Origin of the sequence: Pseudomonas sp. PA15(2017), from assembly GCF_001945395.1 — a bacterium.
Lineage (GTDB): Bacteria > Pseudomonadota > Gammaproteobacteria > Pseudomonadales > Pseudomonadaceae > Aquipseudomonas.
Genome location: NZ_MSXV01000004.1, coordinates 57,681 through 77,684 on the forward strand (window position 1 = coordinate 57,681; position 20,004 = coordinate 77,684).

General features: G+C 55.7%; 18 protein-coding genes. 4 read left to right on the forward strand and 14 right to left on the reverse strand.

Going from position 1 to position 20,004, the window contains the following annotated elements; genetic code table 11:
- The first annotated feature begins 250 nt into the window (after positions 1-250).
- Positions 251-970 carry a response regulator transcription factor gene (locus BVH03_RS01750; RefSeq protein WP_075959588.1) on the forward strand — a complete coding sequence of 240 codons (720 nt, stop codon included), beginning with the start codon at positions 251-253 and terminating at the stop codon, positions 968-970.
- A 193-nt stretch (positions 971-1,163) separates the two neighbouring features.
- On the opposite strand, the gene BVH03_RS01755 is transcribed toward BVH03_RS01750, so the two are convergent.
- Both BVH03_RS01755 and BVH03_RS01760 read right to left on the reverse strand, forming a co-directional pair.
- Positions 1,164-1,808, reverse strand: coding sequence for a DUF2026 family protein (locus BVH03_RS01755; protein ID WP_075959589.1), 645 nt, complete (start codon positions 1,806-1,808; stop codon positions 1,164-1,166).
- Between the two features lie 472 nt (positions 1,809-2,280).
- Complete coding sequence (locus tag BVH03_RS01760) at positions 2,281-3,186, reverse strand: LysR family transcriptional regulator (RefSeq protein ID WP_075959590.1); 906 nt, start codon at positions 3,184-3,186, stop codon at positions 2,281-2,283.
- 142 nt (positions 3,187-3,328) lie between these two features.
- Here BVH03_RS01760 and BVH03_RS01765 point away from each other — a divergent pair, with 142 nt between their 5' ends.
- Positions 3,329-4,468, forward strand: coding sequence for a DSD1 family PLP-dependent enzyme (locus tag BVH03_RS01765; RefSeq protein ID WP_075959591.1), 1,140 nt, complete (start codon positions 3,329-3,331; stop codon positions 4,466-4,468).
- A gap of 13 nt (positions 4,469-4,481) precedes the next feature.
- A complete protein-coding gene (locus BVH03_RS01770; RefSeq protein ID WP_075959592.1) occupies positions 4,482-5,423 on the forward strand; it encodes an ornithine cyclodeaminase family protein in 942 nt (313 codons plus the stop codon).
- Positions 5,424-5,588: 165 nt separating this feature from the next.
- Here the strand turns inward: BVH03_RS01770 and BVH03_RS01775 are convergent, their stop codons facing one another.
- The 12 genes from BVH03_RS01775 to BVH03_RS01830 form a co-directional block, all read right to left on the reverse strand.
- A complete protein-coding gene (locus BVH03_RS01775; RefSeq protein ID WP_075959593.1) occupies positions 5,589-6,353 on the reverse strand; it encodes an ABC transporter ATP-binding protein in 765 nt (254 codons plus the stop codon).
- Positions 6,350-7,273 carry an iron chelate uptake ABC transporter family permease subunit gene (locus tag BVH03_RS01780; protein ID WP_075959594.1) on the reverse strand — a complete coding sequence of 308 codons (924 nt, stop codon included), beginning with the start codon at positions 7,271-7,273 and terminating at the stop codon, positions 6,350-6,352. The genes BVH03_RS01775 and BVH03_RS01780 overlap by 4 nt, the downstream gene beginning before the upstream one ends.
- Before the next feature lie 13 nt (positions 7,274-7,286).
- Positions 7,287-8,282, reverse strand: coding sequence for an ABC transporter permease (locus BVH03_RS01785; RefSeq protein WP_083639972.1), 996 nt, complete (start codon positions 8,280-8,282; stop codon positions 7,287-7,289).
- Positions 8,283-8,334: 52 nt separating this feature from the next.
- Positions 8,335-9,255: a siderophore ABC transporter substrate-binding protein gene (locus BVH03_RS01790; RefSeq protein WP_075959595.1), complete on the reverse strand. Its 921-nt coding sequence runs from the start codon at positions 9,253-9,255 to the stop codon at positions 8,335-8,337.
- A gap of 42 nt (positions 9,256-9,297) precedes the next feature.
- Positions 9,298-11,457, reverse strand: coding sequence for a TonB-dependent siderophore receptor (locus BVH03_RS01795; protein WP_218189528.1), 2,160 nt, complete (start codon positions 11,455-11,457; stop codon positions 9,298-9,300).
- 130 nt (positions 11,458-11,587) lie between these two features.
- A complete protein-coding gene (locus BVH03_RS01800; protein WP_083639973.1) occupies positions 11,588-12,382 on the reverse strand; it encodes a helix-turn-helix domain-containing protein in 795 nt (264 codons plus the stop codon).
- A 12-nt stretch (positions 12,383-12,394) separates the two neighbouring features.
- Positions 12,395-13,600, reverse strand: a complete 1,206-nt coding sequence (locus tag BVH03_RS01805) for an MFS transporter (RefSeq protein ID WP_143485881.1) — start codon at positions 13,598-13,600, stop codon at positions 12,395-12,397.
- Between the two features lie 142 nt (positions 13,601-13,742).
- Entirely contained in the window at positions 13,743-15,026 is a 1,284-nt protein-coding gene (locus BVH03_RS01810) for an MFS transporter (protein WP_083639975.1), read from the reverse strand.
- The gene (locus BVH03_RS01815; protein ID WP_075959597.1) at positions 15,013-16,173 is read right to left on the reverse strand and encodes an FAD-dependent oxidoreductase; all 1,161 of its coding nucleotides are present in this window, start codon (positions 16,171-16,173) and stop codon (positions 15,013-15,015) included. The genes BVH03_RS01810 and BVH03_RS01815 overlap by 14 nt, the downstream gene beginning before the upstream one ends.
- Positions 16,170-16,838, reverse strand: a complete 669-nt coding sequence (locus BVH03_RS01820; protein WP_075959598.1) for a cupin domain-containing protein — start codon at positions 16,836-16,838, stop codon at positions 16,170-16,172. The genes BVH03_RS01815 and BVH03_RS01820 overlap by 4 nt, the downstream gene beginning before the upstream one ends.
- Before the next feature lie 61 nt (positions 16,839-16,899).
- A complete protein-coding gene (locus BVH03_RS01825; RefSeq protein WP_218189530.1) occupies positions 16,900-17,241 on the reverse strand; it encodes a carboxymuconolactone decarboxylase family protein in 342 nt (113 codons plus the stop codon).
- 113 nt (positions 17,242-17,354) lie between these two features.
- A complete protein-coding gene (locus BVH03_RS01830; RefSeq protein WP_075959600.1) occupies positions 17,355-18,128 on the reverse strand; it encodes an SDR family NAD(P)-dependent oxidoreductase in 774 nt (257 codons plus the stop codon).
- A 169-nt stretch (positions 18,129-18,297) separates the two neighbouring features.
- On the opposite strand from BVH03_RS01830, the gene gcvA reads away from it, so the two are divergent.
- Positions 18,298-19,209: a transcriptional regulator GcvA gene (gcvA, locus tag BVH03_RS01835; RefSeq protein WP_075959601.1), complete on the forward strand. Its 912-nt coding sequence runs from the start codon at positions 18,298-18,300 to the stop codon at positions 19,207-19,209.
- Positions 19,210-20,004: the final 795 nt, after the last annotated feature.

Here is a 20,004-nt window from a genome sequence, read left to right on the forward strand (position 1 = left end):
AACCCCGGGCGAAACCTCAGCAGGCCTGCGGACTCAGTTGATCGAATCTTTAAATAACCATTAAGGAAATATGTTTCATTTTTTTGAGACAACTAATACCCCATGATTTCTGAGGAAAATGCAGATGCCGTCGAATTTTATCAAGTAAATCGTTTCATTTTTGAGCGATAATTGCGCTTAAATCCAATCAAAATCATGATCTGCTCGCCATCTCCTATCTAGTCCCCTTGACTCCTTGTGCCACGCTGAAATGACAGTTATTGCAAAACTTTCCTCCATCCGAATCCTCGTTGCTCACAATCACCCAGCTTTACGGTTGCATCTTCGAGCCGCTCTAAATGCGCTAGGCTACGAAGTAATAGAAGCTGAAACCTGCATCCAAGCCATCAATATCATGCACGCTCGCAAAGTCTCGGCGATTATTATAGATGGGGATGCACCTGACTTTTTGTCCGCATCCCCTTTATCAGTTCGAAACTCCACAATAAACGCCAGCACTCCAAGCATTGTTCTAACAAAAGCCAGAACGATCTCAAGCATAAATAATAGTTTCAACCCAGAGCTGGATGACTATCTACTCAAACCATTTGGAATTGAGGTGCTCGCTAGGAATATCAAGGGAGTATTGAAAAAAACCAACAATAAACCGAAGGTGAGCCTAGGAAGCACGACCATATGCAGTCAGCGAGGCACAATTACTATTGACGGGCTCGCTTCGAAGATTCCAGCAAGACAAATGCAGATATTAATTACATTAGCCAGTCATGCGCCGCGGGCAGTGGGAAATGAACTATTTGCCCACACTCTTGGTCTGCAAGGTGCGCCCATCAATAAAATTGACGCAACCATAAAATCTCTGATATCCCGACTGCGAAAAGAGCTACGGGACTCTGGTAGCGACGTGCATATTAAAACCATTCGAGGTTACGGCTACAGGGCTCAAGCAGCACAAACCGAACCGTCTAAATGAAAGACTATTTAGACGGCCCTGAGCCACAAAGCTCTTATTCGGCAAACCGCCACTAACTAGCTGCCCGGTGAAGGGCATGCTGCTAGAGAGGAGAATAAAGCCAGCGATACGTGTTGCCACCTTACTCTGCCTGCAGTAGAACCCGCCAGAGCCCGTACCTCTGCCCGAAGGCGACGCTCCCCCGGTTTTTCTGCTACCAACCCCCTTCGACAGCTGCATCCTTGAGTTTTACTGTCTGAATTTCCCCCTTCTCATCGCTTACCGTAAGTGCTAATGGAATGGGCTTCGGGGGCCTTCGATACCAAGCAATACATGCCTGTATCAAGTCGTTCTGAACCTGGCTTTGGGCGATCTGGTTTCTCAGGTGTTCAGTCAACTCGATATTTGGATCAAAGAAAAAATCTCCGTCGAATTTCAGCTCATTATGAGAGCCAGCCATAGACTTTATAAGGCGCTGGAAAGATTTTGGCGGGGGAATAATTTCGAGTCCTGAAGAGATAGCGTGCTCGTTAAAAATCGGGCTCATGAAATCGATTAGATGGTCACCGCAGGCAACCATTGCATGAAAAGCGTCGCCGGAACTATGTATTTCGCGGCCATCGATTTTGGCGAAACACAAAACATTAGCCCCATTTTCATTGACCATAAGACAAACAGCTCCAGCAAGTGGCTGCGCATCTTTTCCGTAGTGATGCCGAAGGATTGCTGCTCCTGCGACGCTGAAGAACCAGCATGCGCGGTCAGTTGTTGCACCGGCCGAGTCTAAAACGCTGCGGATAACGCGATGAATTCGCAGATAGTCGAGGAGAGGAATGAGTTCGTGCTTCTTCTTGCTCATGGTCGTCCCTAGTGGCTGAAGGTCTCTTGCAGATCTAAGTACGAGTCAACACATGGGTGGCATGCAAGGCAATCGTGTCACCGCACGGGCGATACATGATGTGCATCAGGTGTGGGCGGGCGGAGCTGCAAAAGCTGGTGTTGGCCAACCAATCTTCAGGAAATGAAGGCTACGCGAGTACCGCCTCCGTGGCCGGCGCCGTTTATGCCTGGGAACGTGCTAGACCTAAATTGCTAGGGCGATCCAGTCGGGGGCTTCTTCTAATAAGGCAGCTAGCGGCCAAAAGCGGCCAGTGAGAATGGATAGGAGAGGAGGTAGTCCAGCAACCACCCGGATAGCTCTACAAAAATCCAGGGCGATTCTTCATGACTGCCTATCGATCCAATGCCGCGGACACAAAGATATGAGGCACCCAATCCATTGTCGTCGAAGTCAACATTTGTTTGGACAGCGGCTTTGACGAATAAAGAGATCAGAAATGCCATGGTACCGGCGATAGCGCGGTTTCCATGGTTTGAAGAAAGCAGACGGTCCTGGCCACTCTTCCAGTGCGATTGGACATTAGCGCAACGACGTCGGCATCCGGTGCGCGCCATTCGGGTAATAACTCTACCAATTTTCCTTCGCGGAGCTCTTCGGCGACGTTCCATTCAGAGCGTAGGATGATGCAGGCGCCTTCCAGGCCCCAGTATTTTGCTACTTCTCCATCATTGCTTTCCAAAGTACGTGAAAGCGTTACCGCTACGCGCCCGTCTCGGGGGTGGGTTAGCTCCCAGCGTGATGCGTCCCTACCGTTTTCCTGAATGACTGCGCAGACATGTTGGGACAGTGCCGCCGGCGATTGCGGAGTGCCGTAACGCTCGATATAAGCCGGGGCAGCGCACACAATTCGCCGATTGGGAGCCAGCCGTTTGCGCGTCAACCCGGAGTCGTAGAGCTCCCCCACATGGATCAGGACATCCCACGCTTGCGAACGCATGCTCACCGGGTCGTCGAACAGCGAAAGCGTCATCGTTAGCGATGGATGACTCTTTCGGAGCGACGCCATTACCGGCGCGACATAACGTCGCCCGAAGCCGAACGGTGCCGCCACGCGCAAGTGTCCAGAGACCTGATCTCGCCGTCCGCTCAGCGCGTCACTGACCTCCTCCAATGAGGCCTGTATCAAGGCTCCTTGCGAGGCGAGTAGATCCCCTTCGGTTGTTAATTGCAGATGGCGCGTTGAGCGGTCGACAAGTTGCACGGCGAGCTTCCTCTCTAATGCCTTCAGTCGCTGTGTAACCGCCGATGGCGTGATACCCAATTCACGCGCAGCCGCCGCCAGCGACATTGAGCGGGAAAGCGCAAGAAAGAATTCAACATCCGTCGACGAGATCATTTAGCTACAGCTTAATAGAGTGTTCAGCACGATTAGATTCCGTTTCTGCCGGCTGGTCTATAGCGTAAGGACCTGTACCAGGGGTCCCGATCGACCCCAGCCCGTTTTGGGACTCCGAGACTGCAGGAAAGGAGACAGCTCTATGGCAAACGCAATACTTGAACAACTCACCACGCCATCGCTTTTAGTTGAAGAGGCCCGTTTCACTGCCAATATCCAGCGGCTCTACAGCCACCTCACGCCGCTTGGAGTCCTCGTACGTCCGCATCTCAAAACGGTGAAATCGGTCGAAGCGGCACGTCGGATTCTGGCCGGGGGCGAAGGTCCTGCAACCGTGTCGACGCTCAAGGAGGCGGAGATTTTCGCCGCTGCGGGCATCAGCGACATCATTTACGCGGTAGGCATCGCGCCGCAAAAGCTGGGGCGCGTGCTTGCCATACGTCGCAGTGGCTGCGACCTCAAGGTAGTTCTGGATTCGGTTGAACAGGCTCAGGCGGTGGCCGAGGCGTCCCGTCAGGCCGGTGACCCGATCCCCGTGCTGATCGAGATTGACTGCGACGGGCATCGTTCTGGTGTGGCGCCGGATTCATCGAAGCTTCTCGATATCGGCCGCGCGCTGGAAAGCGGAGGGGCGGCGCTCGTTGGCGTTCTTACGCACGCTGGCGAAAGTTACGAAGTTGAGGGTCCCACAGCGTTGGTCGAATTTGCGGAGCGCGAGCGTCTGGCTGCCGTATCAGCCGCGAATACTTTACGCCAGGGCGGGCTACCGTGCCCGATCGTCAGCGTTGGTTCGACCCCGACCGCTCACTTTGCCCAGAACCTCGACGGCGTGACCGAAGTGCGCGCCGGCGTTTTCGCCTTTTTTGATCTGGTCATGGCCGGTATTGGCGTTTGTTCGATTGATGACATCGCGCTCTCAGTGCTGACTCGCGTGATCGGCCATCAACACGAACGAGGCTGGATCATCACAGATGCGGGCTGGATGGCGCTCTCCCGTGATCGCGGTACCGCTGGGCAGCTAATTGATCAAGGCTACGGCTTAGTGTGCGACGAGCGCGGTTGCGTTATCCCGGATTTGATCGTCACAGGCGTCAATCAGGAACATGGAGTGATCGCGGTTCGTCCGGGCAGTGATGGCGCACTGCCAGATCTTCCGGTAGGCACCCTGCTGCGCATCCTGCCCAACCACGCATGCGCCACCGCAGCGCAGTTCGATCGTTACGCAGTAATCCCGTTAGAGGGAAGCGACCTCAAAACGTGGCAGCGCTTCGGCGGCTGGTAAGAGGAGAAAAATAATGCAGTTCATCGACGAAGCAACCGCTACACGTCTGATCGACCACGAGGTCGCTTTTGGCGCTATCAGGGCAGCGTTGATCGCTGCTTGCCACGAGCACGCCAGAATCTTTCCGGTATTGGCCGCTCACGGCTCGAATCAACAGAACACTTTCATGATCAAATCAGCTGCGGGCAGTGACATTGCAGGGCTGAAGGTCGGCTCCTATTGGCCGGGCAACACCGCGAAAGGGCTGGCGTGCCACAACTCTCTGATTCTGTTGTTCGATCAAAACCAGGGGAAAATTGACACTATCATCGAGTCTGGCGTGGTCAACGCCTATCGCACAGCGGCGGCGGACGCAGTCGCGGCGAGCGTTCTGGCGAGGGAGGACGCGAAGATACTCGCGATCTTCGGTACGGGCCATCAGGCACACTACGAGTGCCTCGCGCTGGCCCGCGTGCGTCCCATCGAGCAGGTGCTGGTGGTCGCACGCACTCCAAAAAGCGGCGAGGCGATGATCCGGACACTGGCTGAACATGGCCTAAGTGCGCGATTAAGCGATGCTCAAACGGCATGCGGCATGGCAGACATCGTTGTCACCGCGACCACTTCCACAGCACCGCTGTTTGATGCGGCATGGATCCAACCCGGCACCCACATCGCCTCGATGGGCTCAGACGCGTTTGGCAAACAGGAACTGCCGCCGTCACTCTTTGCACGCGCTCATCTTTTTTGCGATCTGGTCGAGCAGTCGCGACGCATCGGCGAGTTTCAGCACGCCGATGCAGCGCTGCCGATCACGGCGATCGGCGAAGTACTGCAACAGCGCGCGCAGGGTCGCCGAGCCACGGATGACATCACCATTTTTGATAGCTCTGGTATTGCGCTGCAGGACCTTCACGTTGGCCGGGCAGTGCTAGAGAAGTACAAGGTGTATTCGGACCAACGCGCGAGGATGTAGCGAGCTGCCGCGTCCGTATTGTGTCGCGCCATAATCGCTAGATTGTGACCAAGAAAGTCGTAGTGAATCCGGAACTTACCTTAGTGGCACGCCCCCCCGGTATCCAGCGTAAGGAGAGAGAAGTCCAAAAGGCTAGTGCTGGGTTCTACTCCGTTAACACGGACACTATTCGATCCGGTAATACACGCAGATACGATCTCGTCCGATCTGATGTACACCCATCGGTATTCCGTAGATTGAGCTCAGGATCTCCGGCTCCATCAGCTCTGATGGAGCCCCCTGGAATACCACTCTCCCATGCTGCATAGCGATGATGTGGTCTGCGTAACAGGAGGCGAAATTGATGTCGTGCAACACCAAAAGCATCGTCTTCTCCAGCTCATCTGCTGCACGTCGAAGCACCTGCATCATGCCCACGGCTTGCTTTATATCGAGACTATTGAGTGGCTCGTCCAGAAGCACGTAGCGGGTGTCCTGGCACAGCACCATTGCGACAAAGGCTCGCTGGCGTTCTCCGCCAGACATCTCATCCAGGTGGCGGTCAGCCAACGCTGCGAGATTGAGGTAGGAGATAGCTCGTTCGATATGCTCCTGGTCCTGAACCGTGGGCCGGCCACCGGTGTGGGGATGCCGCCCAAAGGAGACCAACTCTCTGACGGTCAGTCTCAACGGCAAATGGTTGTCCTGTCGCAGGATGGCCATTCGACGAGCAAGGTCGCGGCCGTTGGCTTGCATCACGTCGGTACCATCAATCAGAACCTGCCCATCTGAGGGCTTCAGCAGCCGGCTCATCATGGATAGCAAGGTCGACTTCCCGGCGCCGTTGGGACCGATCAGGGCTGTTACACCGCCCAATGGAATCTGCACTTCAACGTTATCAACCACGATCGACTTGCCGTAGCGCTTACTCACCCCCCGTGCCTCGATCACCGTGCACCTCTCCTTAGAACCAGAAATAGGAACAACAGGCCGCCCAGAAACTCCACGATCACACTGATAGTGGCGTTCAGTGAAAGCAGGTGCTCAAGCACGATCTGCCCCCCGACTAGAAAAAGAACGGCGTAGAGAACGGCTGCCAGCACGATGTGTGTGTGCTGGTGAGTTCGGATGGTCTGGTAGGCCATGTTGCTGACCAGTAGGCCGAAGAAGGCGATGGGGCCAACCAGAGCTGTGGATGCCGACACCAGGATGGATATGCCGACAAGCGTGAGCGTAAGAGTGCGCGTGTAGTTCACCCCGAGATTGATCGCCGCGTCGCGCCCCAGCGCCATCACGTCGTAATCTCGTCGCATCCTCCAAAACAGTGTGGAGGCAGCCGCAATGACTGCGATCGCAATGGGCAACAGCGCAATATCGATCGTATTGAAGTTGGCAAAGAGGCGGTCTTGAAGGACGAGGAACTCGTTCGGGTCGATCAGACGGATGACGAAGCTGGCCAAGCTGCGGAACAACATGCTGCAGACAATGCCCACCAGCAGCAGAAGGTGAATGCTGCGGGCGTCGCGTGCCGACACCCATCGGAACAGCAGGCAGGCGCAGCCGGTCATGATCAAGACGTTGGCGATAAATGTCAGCGTCGGGCTGAGGCCGCCTGCACCGTAGAAGGCGTACATCGCGATCGCCTGGATCAGCATGAACAGTGAGTCGAAGCCCATCACTGTCGGCGTCAAAATTCGATTGTGAGTAATCGTTTGGAACAGCACAGAAGACAGGGCAACGCAGTAGGCAACAACCAGCATGACCGCGAGCTTTCCGCCGCGGAACTGCAGCGCGAAGTCCCAGCTACCGCGGACACCGATCACCATGAACCCGACAATCGCGAGCAGCACCATGCCTGCAAGCAGGGCCAATCTCCATCTGGTACTAGCCAAAGCGAGCACCTCGCAAATGGAGAAGCACCAGTAGGATCACGCTGCCGAGAACACCCATCACCGTGCCGATGGGCACCTCGAAGGGGAAGATGACCAGCCTGCCCAGCACGTCGCTGAAAAGCGCGAACGACCCTCCGACCATCGCCACCCAAGGCATGGTGCGTTTGATGTTGTCCCCCATCACCAGGTGGACTATGTTCGGCACGATCAAACCCAAAAACGGGATGTTTCCTGCGGTGACCATAACTACAGCGGAGACTGCTGAAACGGTGAGCAGCCCCAAGAATGCAAGGCGGCCGTAGTTCAGACCGAGGTTCGATGCGAACTCACGCCCCATACCTGCAACGGTGTACTGATTGGCCAGTAGGTACGCTATGGCGGTAAGAGCTAGGCCAATCCATAGCAGCTCATACCGACCGCGCAGCACGCCAGAGAAGTCTCCGATGGACCATGAATACAGCGATTGCACCAAGCCGTAGCGGTAGGCCAGGAAAATGGAGATCGAGTGGATGATCCCACCGAGAATCAGGCCGATCAGTGGGACGAGGAACGTGCTGCGCAGGGGAATTCTTGTGAGGAGGAGGAAGAACAGCGCGCTGCCAGCCAGGGCGACTAGGCAAGCAAACGCCATTTTCACAAAGGGCGATGCACCTGGTGCGAGCATTACCACCAGCAGCATGCCCAACATCGCCGATTCCATGGTGCCGGTGGTCGACGGTTCCGCGAATCGGTTGCGTACCAGCATCTGCATGATCAGCCCAGCAACCGCGAGCGATACTCCCGAAAGTAGTACTGCCAGAGTTCGTGGCAATCGGCTGTCGAAGAACAACTGGGCAAGATGATCAGTCTCTTGGCTGTGGAACAGGTCGAACAGCGAAAAGCTGTCGGCCCCTAAGCTGATGCTGACCAAGCAGAGCGCGAGCAATAGGGTGGTAATCAAGAACTTGGCGAGCATGAACGCGACACACGAGCTGGAGAACGCGTCCATGACGGAACGCGTTCGGAGGTGAAGAAGGGAACCGGCTTTTCGGGCGACTAAGTCACTTGCTTCCCAGCACAATACTCAGGGTGTCTACAGTGCGCTGAAGCGCTCCAATCCCTGAAACGCCCACCATGTACCAGTCGTTGTTATCCAGGTAGACGACATGGCCAGCCTTCCAGGCCTTCGAGCGGCTTACGATCGGGTTGTCGAGTAGCTGCTGTGCTGCTACTCCAGCAGTGCCGAGGGCTGCATCTCGGTCGATGACAAACAGCCAATCCGGATCAACCTTGGCGATGTACTCGTAGGAGATGACCTGGCCGTGCATTGAGATCTTCAGATCCGTTGCAGCCGGTTGAACGCCGAATGAATCGTGGAGTACGCCGAAGCGTGAGCCTGGGCCGTACGCGCTGAGCTTGCCCCCACTGGTGAGTACTATCAGCCCCGTGCCCTTGTTGGTCGCGAGCTCATGAAGCTTGGCAATCGAGAGGTTGAGCGCCTTGATCTTAGCCTCAGCCATCGACTCCTTTTGATAGAGCTTCGCCAGCAACCTGGTGTTGTCTTCTACCTGGCCGACGAGATTGCGCGTGTCGACGGTGAGGTCGATCGTCGGAGCGATGTCGGCAAGCTGCCTGAACTTGGGAGCTGAGCGATCCGCGACAATGACCAACTGGGGCTTGGCACCGAAAACGACTTCATAGTTCGGTTCGAACAGGGTTCCCACCTTGAGGTAAGCGTCGCTGCGGTACTTCTCCAGGCTGCCACTCCAGTTGTCCTCACCGACACCCTGTACATCCACACCAAGCGTATCGAGCGTGTCCAGAGCGCCGGGATCAAAGACCAAGGTAGGTTTCGGATCGAAAGGCACATCAAGACTGCCCTGCTTGTGCGTGATCTCAACCGAATGGGCGACAGCTATGTAGTGTGCTCCAAGTAGTACAGCGATCTGGGCGAATGCTTTAACGCCACATTTGCGGATCATCTCAATGCCTCTGTCAGGATGTTTAGCAAGACCCTGCCAGGGTCATAGTTTGTAGCTCAGTGAGAACAAAATATTGCGCGGGGCGCCGTAGACGGCCTGGCTGTAGAAGCCGACCATTTGGTAGTACTCCTTGTCGAAAAGGTTGTTCACGTTCATCGACAAGGTCGTTTGTTCGGTCAAGTCGTAGCGAGCCATCAATGACGCCAGGGCATACGATTCCTGAGCCATCTTGACCCGACCCAGTGGGCTGTTACCTTCCTGATAAAACTGGCTTTGCCAGTTCACACCGCCGCCTACAGTCAAGCGCGAGAGCGCACCAGAAAGCTGATAGGTAGTGAACAGCTTCGCGGTAGTTCTGGGGATAGCAGCACTTAGCTGTGCTCCCTCTCCATCAGTAGCGGTGAAGTGGGAGATGCCCGCAAACAGGTTCCAGCCAGGGCTGACTTCCCCCTGAACATCGAGATCGAAACCACGACTCTTCGTACCACTTGCGGCTACATAAGCGGTTCCACCTTCAGGTGTCCTATGGTTAGGATCCTGCTGCGCAACATTGTCCTGCTTGGTTTCAAAAACCGAGAGGGAGGTATTGAGCTTCCCTCCAAAGTACGCGGCCTTGATACCTACCTCGTTGGTGGTCCCTTCGGTAGGTTGGAGAACGTCACCGTTGAGATCCCGTTGGGTCTGCGGATTGAAGATCCCCGTGTGGCTGGCATACACCGAGTAAACCCTATCGAGGTCGTACACCAGGCCGATATAGGGGATGAATTTGTCGTTCTTCTTAATGGAAACGACCGAGGTGTCGCTCTCGTAGCTGTAGTCGTTGAGTCGACCACCCACGATCATCGTCAAGGGGTCGGCCAGGCTGAAACGGCTAGCGACATACATCCCCCTTTGCTTGATCGTACTGTTCGTTAGGCTGTCATAGCCGGCAGCATCGAAATCTGGTTTCGGGTAATTGCCGTTGTAGTTGTGTGCGTTGATTGGCGCGAGCGTGGTCTTCCGGATCAGGTGGCTCGTGCTTTTATCATCTGAAATGCGGCGAGACTGCATAGCGCCTGCGACTAACTCGTGCTCTCGCCCGAACAGCGAGAATGGACCCGAGGCCATGACATCGAAGCTGTTCTGACGGACCTTGGAGCGGCTAGCCAGAGCGTTCACTTGTTGTATGCCCGTCGCTTTGTCGGGGTAGCCCTCAGGCCCGAAGAGCTCGCTTTCGCTGTGACTACGGCTCTGGTTAAAAACCCCACGAACACTCCAGCCATTATCGAAACGATGCTCGAGGCTGGTGAAAGCAGTGCTTAACGTGTTGTCCCACTTGCTCCAGTCAGCTGCGAGGCTCTTCGACCGGGACCAGTCAGTACGGCTGCCGTCACTGTAGAAAAGAGGTAGGCCACCCCAGAGCATTCCGCGAGGCATGATCTCTTGGTAGTCGTAGCCCACACCGAGGGTGGTGTCGTCACTGAGGTCCGCCTCAACAATTCCGTAGAAGGCGTTCTTGTCTTCAGTGAAGCCGTCAACATAGGAATGAGCGTCCTGACGTACGCCGACCACGCGAGCCCGAATACGGCCGTCTTCTGTCAGCGGCGTCGACAGGTCTACAGTACTGCGGTAGTTGTCCCAAGAGCCGGCATCAACAGTTACCTCACCCTGGAAATCATAGGTGGGCCGCTTGCGGACCAAGTTTATCGATGCAGAGGGATTGCCTGCACCGGTGAGCAGGCCCGTGCTGCCACGGACTATTTCAACCCGATCATAGAAGGCTGTATCAAGGTAATTGGCGCCATTCAGGAACGTCGTTGGGATGCCGTCGAACTGGTAGCTATCAACGGAAAAGCCACGTGCGTAGTACGTTGAGCGGTAGTCCAACGTATTCGCGGACATTCCAGTCGTGTTTTCAAGAACGTCTTTGACTGTCCGCAGCTTCTGGTCATCCATGTGCTGTCGAGTCATGACAGTGACCGACTGGGGCGTCTCACGTAGCGAGAGTGGAAGCCTCGTCGCAGCACTGGTCTTGCCCGTGGTGTAAGAGCGCGAGCCTTCCGTTTCGAGAGAGGCCTCGGCTTCGCCTGATATCGTCAGGGAATCGAGTTCCAACGCTTCGGCTGCCGTGTGTTTCTGGTTAGTTGCCAGGGCCTGCTGTGCCATCACCGGCTCAAAACAAATAGCCGCGACAACGCCCCCACAAATCGCAATACGACGCATTTCCTCACCTAGCCGAAGCTTCCCTCGAATGATCCGGCGATTATCCCCGGTGGGGATCAGGCCCTGTGATGCAAGAGCGCCAATGAATAACGGCAATCCGTCATTCTGAGAATGGGACTCATCAGCTGCTTCAGCGAAAGTAATTTCCCGGTGTCATTCCGAAGAGAGAGCGAAACGCTGAGATGAAACTCGATGGATTGCTGTAGCCGACTGCGTTGGCCACGCGGTTGACGGAAACGTCATCAGCGAGCATTTCAAGTGCGATCAGCAGCCGCAAACGGTGGCGCCACTCACTGAACGACATCCCCGTATCGGCGTGAAAAATGCGTTCAAGCGTGCGGGCACTGGCAGCTGATGCGGATGCTAGCTCCTGCAGCGAGTATCTGGCCGTAGGATCCGCCCGCAGCATCGCTACAGCGCGCTTTGCTCTCGGATCCTCTGGCTCGGGTAAGTTGACCGGTGCCTGAGGCAAATCGACCAGCTGCTCGAGCAATACTCGGGTGAGCCTTGCAGCAGGAGAATCGGTCGGATAGTCCCAAGGAAGCGTTACGGTGCTGGCAACTAACTCTCGAACCAGGGGCGTTACATTCACCACCACACAGCCTTCCCACTTCGGTAGATCAGCCACAGCGGGGTCGATGTAGAGGGCATGCAGGTCGACTGGCCGCTTTGCCATGAATGCATGCTGAACGCCTCCAGCGATCCAGATCGCTCTGGATGGGGGAAGCACCCACCGACCAAAAGGGGTGACGACATGCATCACCCCTTTGATCGAGTACATCAGTTGATGCCGCGTGTGGCAGTGCAGGTCTAGCCCGCCAGGCTGCCAACTCTCAGTGATGCCAACAATCTGGGCTTTAGCCTCGTCTGGATCATCATGCTCGAAGGTGGCACTAACTGACTGAGGTCGACTAGATGTTGGCATCGTTCATGTTTCTTATTGTTGTTCGCCGGAGCGCTGTAAAGGAACTGCCGAAACGACGGCCATCGCAATCACCATCAGTATCGCCAATGCAAAGAACGCCAGAATCAAACCGATGAAATGGGCCACATATCCCACCAAAGCAGGGCCCAAAAGCACCCCCATGTAACCGAGAATGCTCGTAGCAGCGATGGCTTGAGAAGCTGGCATGCTGCGCTGCTGCCCAGCAATGGTGAACAGGACAGGTACCACGTTGCCTGCGGCCAGACCTGCTAGTGCGATGCTAGCCAGAATGATCGGAAGCGAATCGAAATAGGCCACCAGCGCGATGCCCACGCCTGTCAGTAAAAAACCGCCGAGCAACATGAGGCGATCGCCGATATGCGCTACTACTCGATCACCGATCAGTCGACTAATGGTCATAGCGAAGGCGAACACTGCGTATGCAGAACCGGACAGGGCAACATCAACCTGCTTTTCCTGCGTCAGCAAGAGAGCAGACCAGTCGAGCATTGCGCCTTCACCCAGGAAAATCAGCAGAGTTAGCAATCCGATCAGCAGTACCTTGCCTTTGGGGACAACGAACATCGTATGGCTGTTGGCAGACCGCGTAGTGAAGAACCCCGAAAAAGCCGTGGCGATACAGACAACGATGACGGCCGTGGCCACAAGCGCCGACGTCACTACGTCCAGTCCCGAGGCAATAATCAACGCCATTCCGCCCGCCCCAACTAGCCCACCAATGCTGTACATGCCGTGAAAGCCGGACATAAGGGGGGCCTTAGCAACGTCCTGCACCTCAATTCCATGGATGTTGGCCGCCACATCGATAGCTCCAAGGGAAGCACCAAAAAGCAGGAGGCAAAGCCCAAGCGCGATGGGAGTGGAGAGGATCGCTAGCAGCGGCAGCGCAACGGCCAGGCCGATCGCGCCTGCTGTGATAACCGGCTTGGTTCCGATTCGACCGGAAAGCATGCCGGCCAGGGGCATGCCAACCACTGCGCCCAGGCCTAGGCAGAGCAAGATTGTTCCTAGCATCGCCGAGTCAGCATTCATACGCTGCTGAGCAAAGGGAACAAGTGGCGCCCAGCAGGACAGGCCAAAACCTGCGATGAAGAAGGCCAATCGGGTAGCGCGTTTTCCGCCGCTCAGGTGTGCGGCAGGATTCGCCAGAGTACCCGGCTGCGTAGAAAGATGAGGTTGTGGGGTGGAATGGCTCACGATATCTCCCGCTATTTGCTGAAAGAACTATTACACGTCGCCATTTTATCGACTTATTAATTGTGCAAATTAAGCAAGAATGCCATCTAATAACGCTAATCTGACAATATGATATTAGTTTTCATTAGCAGCCTTTTGGACGCTATCGTCTATGAATTACATCGCCCTTCACTGTTGTAGTCATCACAACCAACGCAGCCAGCGCTATGGCCATCGGGAACAGTGATGCCCAAAGCACCATGTCCCAGTTGTACGCCGCAAGGACGCTACCAGACGCAAACGACCCCAAGGCCATCGTGCCGAAAACGATGAAGTCATTGAGAGACTGCACACGATTTTTTTCTTCAGGTCGGTGGCACTCCAGCACCAAAGCTGAAGCTCCGATGAAGCCGAAGTTCCAACCTAAGCCCAAGAGGATCAGTGTGAGCCAGAAGTGAGCAATATCGACGCCTAGCAAGCCCACTCCGATGGACAATCCAGTCAACGAAAGTCCCGTGGCCACGACATTGCTCGCACCGAAGCGCGAGATCAGGCGTCCAGTAATGAAGCTCGGCGCGTACATAGCGATGACGTGCCATTGCAAGCCCAGGTTGGAGCTCTCTTGAGAATGACCACACATCAGCATCGCCAGCGGTGCGGCAGTCATCAGGAAATTCATCAGCATGTACGACACGGAGCCGCAGAGAGCGGCGGTGATGAACCGCGGCTGAAGGCAAATCGTACGAAGTGACCTGCCATCTCCCACCCCAGAGATGATGGGAGCTGGAAGCCGTACTCCGAAAAGTACGGCGGCAGAGATCGCTGCAACGACGGCCTGAGCAATAAACGTTGCGGCGAACATGTGCGCTGGCCACATATACATGGTGTGAGTCACCAGCTGTGGTCCAACAACGCCTGCGACGACTCCACCGCCCATTACAAACGACAGAGCTCGTGCACGCCGCCCTGATTCAACCCCGTCCGCTGCCGCGAAGCGAAACGAGAGCACGACCGCAGCGTATGCTCCACCGACGAAGGTAGCCAGGCAGTAAAGCCAGAACGACCCTATCACTACCGCAGATGCTGCCAACAATCCTGTCAGGACCCCACAACCGGTCCCCACCAGGAACGCCTGCCTCCTGCCATAGCGTCTTGCAATGATGCCCATGGGTAGGATGCATGCTGCCATCCCGACGACGAAGATCGAGATTGGCAACGTAGCCAGTGTTTTTGTTGGAGCCAGCATGTGGCCGATGATGGCCCCAGTGGCGTACACGACAACTGCGTTCGCCCCAGCAAGCGCTTGGGCTACTGTGAGGCGGATGATGTTTCCTCTCTGATCACGCTCGGACAGTGTGGGAAGCAAGTCATTGGTGGAAGGTTCGAAGTTAGGCAAGATAGACCCCTGATTGCGTTGTTTCACGTAGATCGGTTCAACGATCAACATCAAACTGATGAGGCAGCTTTCGCCTCTGGAGCGCCTGCACTCCTAGAGCGGCTGCTTCGATGGCACCTGCGAGGTAACCAGGGAACTGCTGCGACCACTCACTGGCAATGCCAGTAATTTTCTCGGTCCAGGGGCCGGAGTTCGGCGCTGCCATTGGTGCGATAGCGTGATGACCGCTAGCATCGAGATCCAGCCCAGTGGCGGTGTAGGCCTCTAGCGACCAGTCCTTGTAGAACTCCACCTCAGGCTTGATAGCTGCCTCGCCGAACATGCGAATGAGCTGAGCCCGACAAAGGTCTTTCAACTGATTTTCTGAGATGTTTCTACGCGTAGTGGCTGGAATACCGAGGAAGCCAAACAGCGCCCCTTTACCTCCAGGTATCGAGGCGTCATGAATCTCACCCATCGGGCCAACCCGGCTACGCGCTTGGCCTGACAAACCCTGATTTCGCCAGAAAGGTTTGTCGTAGACGGCAAAATACTTGGCGTGAGGAGCCATCCAGGTGCTTGTCGCTTCCCACGAACGCGAAACCTCTCCAGGCAGCTTAGGAACAAACGTGATGCTGGTAGCCGCGAGGCGAGGCGGTAGAGCGAGGAGTACGTGATCAACGTTCCAGATAGTGGTCTGCCCAAAGGAGTCCTCGCAGGTCACTGCTACCTTCTGTCTTTCTACGCTCAAACACTTGACCGCTAACCCAGCTTTCACGTGGCCAGCATCCAAATGTCTGCTCAGGGCAGTGATCAAGGCCGCCATGCCACCTTCTATCCTCATAGAGGCTGGCGAGGAGTCGTAGCCAGACATAGCAACAGGTGGCATGCCGGCATGTTGCTCAAGCAGCATGTGGCCACTTTCATACTGTTCGTAGTACGCCAGCTCCAGCTCTTGAACTAAACGATGTAACTGAGGCTGGTAGTCCGGCCAGAACCAGGATGGGCCAAGGTCGAAAGACTCCCTTTCAAGGATGGAGCTGGGTGGCTCAAATGCCATGGTATCGTGCGTCTGCACTGAAACAATTCGTCCCCCCAGCACATTCCGTGCCTCTAGAACCACATAATCGTCGATGCCTTGTTGCTTCAATGCATAGGCGGCGTACAACCCACTCAAGCCGCCACCGATGATGGCGATACGTGCGGAATTCATGGTCATGCAGATTCACCCAAGCCGATAGGGCGACCAGTTTTTAGGTAGATTTCGGCTCCCTCGGCCCCGGCCTTCATCTCGGGGTAGCAGCCTTCTGGCAAACGTATCCAGCTGCCACGCTCGTGGGTGGTGTTCCCCTCGATGAGCCCACCAGAGAGCACCAGTATCTCGGCCCCATCGACCGGCTCAGAAAACAGCGGTTCTGCCGATGCCAATCGCTGAAGACACACCGATTCTGTGTTGCTTCTGTACAGCGGGCATATTTCTCGGCCTACCTGCTTTACCCATGCCAACGGGTCATGGGTGTCAATGCGAATTCGAGCTTGTTGGTCCGTCTTCATCTGCCAAAGCTTGACGAAAATGACGGCGCCCTCGCGACTGGAGGGCTGGTGAACAGAGCCAGGTGGATTGCGCAGATAGTAGCCTGCAGGGCAATGCTCATCCCCTTCTGAAAACGTTCCGGACAGAACAAGAATCTCCTCTCCGCCTGGATGTGCATGCTGCGGAAAGTAGGACTCAGGTGCGTATCGCACGATGCTGGTCGCACGAGCGCGCTCACCACCTAGCCGATCCAGCATCACTCGCTCCACACCCGCCTGCGGGGAAGCTACCCACTGGTAATCCTGGGGTGCGACTACGGCTTTGCGGGAAAAGTCGGCGTTGATGAGCATGTTCGAATCTCTTGGAAGATACGAAGGAAGACCGGGGGTGAGTCGGCCTTCAATCTTGGTTTTACGAACCAGCAAGTTGAGCGTGAGCCTCAATCACTCGGGCCGAATAAGTCAGTGCAGCGCCCGCGTTGAGAGCAATAGCTACACCCAGGGCTTCGGTGATCTCCGGAAGTGTTGCGCCGTGCTCCACCGCCTTCTTGGTGTGGACCGAAATGCACCCGTCACAGCGCGTAGTTACAGCGACTGCCAGCGCAATCAGTTCATGAATTTTAGGCTCGAGATGCCCTGTCTTTGCTGCTGCGCCATCAATGGTGGTCAAGCCGCGGACCACATCCGGACTTTGCTTGGCAAGGTCGCCAACTCTGTCCAACAGAGCTTCACGATAGGCATTCCAGTCGTTCATCATCACAGTGACTCCGAGTAAGCGGGAAGCTAGGTGCGCCTCGCGCACCCAAAATGAGCGGGCGTGAGTTACGCCCGCTATGTACAAGCTGCAGCTATGGTTGAACCGAAGGCTTAGTTGCGACCCGCCATCACGCCACCATCCACATCCCAAATTGCACCAGTGACCCAGCTAGCTTTCTCGGAGAGCAGGAAGGCTACAACTTCGGCGACATCTACCGGCGTGCCCACACGCCCGATTGGGTGGAAGCTGTTGAAACCCTGCAGGGCGCTATGGACCTCTGCTTTGGGGATGAAGCCTTCGTAGATCGGAGTCTGTACGACAGCCGGAGAGACAGCATTCACGCGGATATTTTTCGACGCCAGCTCCATCGCCAGATTCTGGGTCAGCGAATGCAGAGCAGCCTTCGCCATGGAGTACGCAGACGATGGGGTAGCAGCAATTGCCTGCTTCGCCCACATCGATCCGATGTTCACGATTACGCCAGCTCGGCCAGCTGCAACCAGGTTCGCAGCGACCTTTTGGGTGATGAAGAAGGTCGCTTTGTTGAGCTGCATGTACTGGTCGTAATCTGCCTCCTGATGTTCCAGGAACGGTTTGGGGAAGAACACGCCAGCAGCATTCACCAACAGGTCGACATCCGCATGCTGTTTGGCGATGGTCTCAACCAATGCGGTCAGGCCCTCGTCGGTAGTCAGGTTTGCAGTTAAGGCGGCCACTTGACCAATAGCGGACAGCTCCTTGCGAGCCTCCTCGGTTTTCTCCTGGCGACTCCCAACGATAACAACGCTGCCGCCTTGTTGAAGGACCAGGCGGGCAGTCTCCAAACCCATGCCACTGGTACCGCCGACGACGAGAAGTTTTTTGCCTTTGAATTCAGTGCTCATTTGAAGACTCCTTTGGCACTCACCTTCGGCGAGTGGCGGTTACGGAAGAATTGGAGCAAGGGCGCTGTTCATATCTCGCTACCGATGCCTTGGAGCAAATATTCAGCTCTTCCGAAACCCTCGACAAACGAGATAAAGTGTCCATCATCTAAAGAAAATCTTTATCGTTATGAGCGCTCCAGTACATCTCAACGCCCTACGAGCCTTTGAAGCTAGCGCTAGGCATCAAAGCTTTTCTGCTGCTGCGGAAGAGTTGAACGTCACACCTGCAGCCGTTGGCCAGCTGGTACGGACCCTTGAGGACTGGCTAGGTACTCCACTTTTCCATCGAGCACCGAGTGGCCGTATACGCCTGGTTCCTACCGAAGCCGCAGAGCGGGCGCTACCTGATATTCGTGCCGGCTTCGACCGGCTTACCCTCGGCCTAGAGAGACTGAAAGAAGGCTCTGTTAACGGACTACTCACTGTCACCGTGAGTCCGGCATTTGCTGCCAAATGGTTGTTGCCCAGGATTGATAGTTTTCACAGCGCTTGGCCAGACACGGACGTCCGCCTGGATACCAACCTCCGCCCTGTAGACTTCGTAACTCAGCGGGTCGATATTGGTGTGCGCTATGGGATCGGTATCTGGCCCGGCTTGGTTGCCGAGAAGCTGATGGAGGAAGAGGTGTATCCGGTATGTTCGCCCCACCTCTTGAGTGGAAACTCTCGCTTAGCCAACCTGAAAGACTTGAGGTCAGAAACCCTCATCCACGATCTGTCGATGGACAGACACTCAGGATTTCCCACTTGGGATGGCTGGCTTAAGAAAGCTGGTTTGGCCGATGTGTCCACTGCTCGAGGCATGAAGATCAACAACTCAGCTGCCGTCCTGCAGGCGGCAATCGATGGCCAAGGCGTGGCACTCGCACGCAGCGTGATGGTCCGTGACGATGTGGCAGCCGGCCGGCTTGTACGGTTGTATCCCGATATCAGGTTTGAGTCTGACCTGGCCTATTACGTGGTGTATCGGCAGGAATGTTCGAGCCTCCCGAGACTGAAGGCATTTCGCGACTGGCTGTTCAGTGCTGCCGCAAGCTAAGGCTCTGCCACGCCCAACGTTGGCGTGAAAGCTACACACAATGGCGCCGTGCAGTTATTCGGGCCTTGGTAAGTCGATATAATCCAGATCGACTTCATTCGAAGTCTCCACTGGTAGTGGTGTTTCCCCCCAAGCAGCAATTTTGTTGCTGGCTACCACTGCCGTTAAGGCCTGCGTTGTGATCCCCCATTGAGGCTGGATCTCCAACGCTTAAACCGTGCAGGTGAACTCTGAGTTTGGCACATCCCTAGTCGTGCTAGCGGTCGCGCTCGCATGAAGAAAAGAGGTCCCTGTGTCTATCTCATCGACTCAAGCTTCAAGATCTACCAAACGAGGCGGGTTCTTACTTTTAGCCAGCATTCTCCTTCTGGCTGCCACGCTAAGAGCACCTATCACCAGCCTCGGGCCAGTGCTGCTCGACGTGCAGAATGCGCTGGGTCTCAACGCCAGTGCTGCCGGGCTACTCCATGCTCTACCCCTGATCTTCTTTGCTGTGATATCGCTCGTAGCGCCCGGCCTGGGACGCACGCTGGGTATTGCGAGAGCTATCGGTCTTGCTCTCGCGCTGATCTCCATAGGCACAATTTTTCGATCGCTGCCCATTCACGGCTCGATCTGGATTGGTACAGCGCTTCTCAGCTCTGGCATTGCCATCTGCAACGTACTGCTGCCCGGCTTGAATCGCCCCTAGTTTCGTAGACACCTCCAAGCCTCATAATGAGGCCCACTAGGAGGTGCCATGAGCAACCAGCGTTACCCCGAAGAATTCAAAATCGAAGCGGTCAAGCAAGTGAC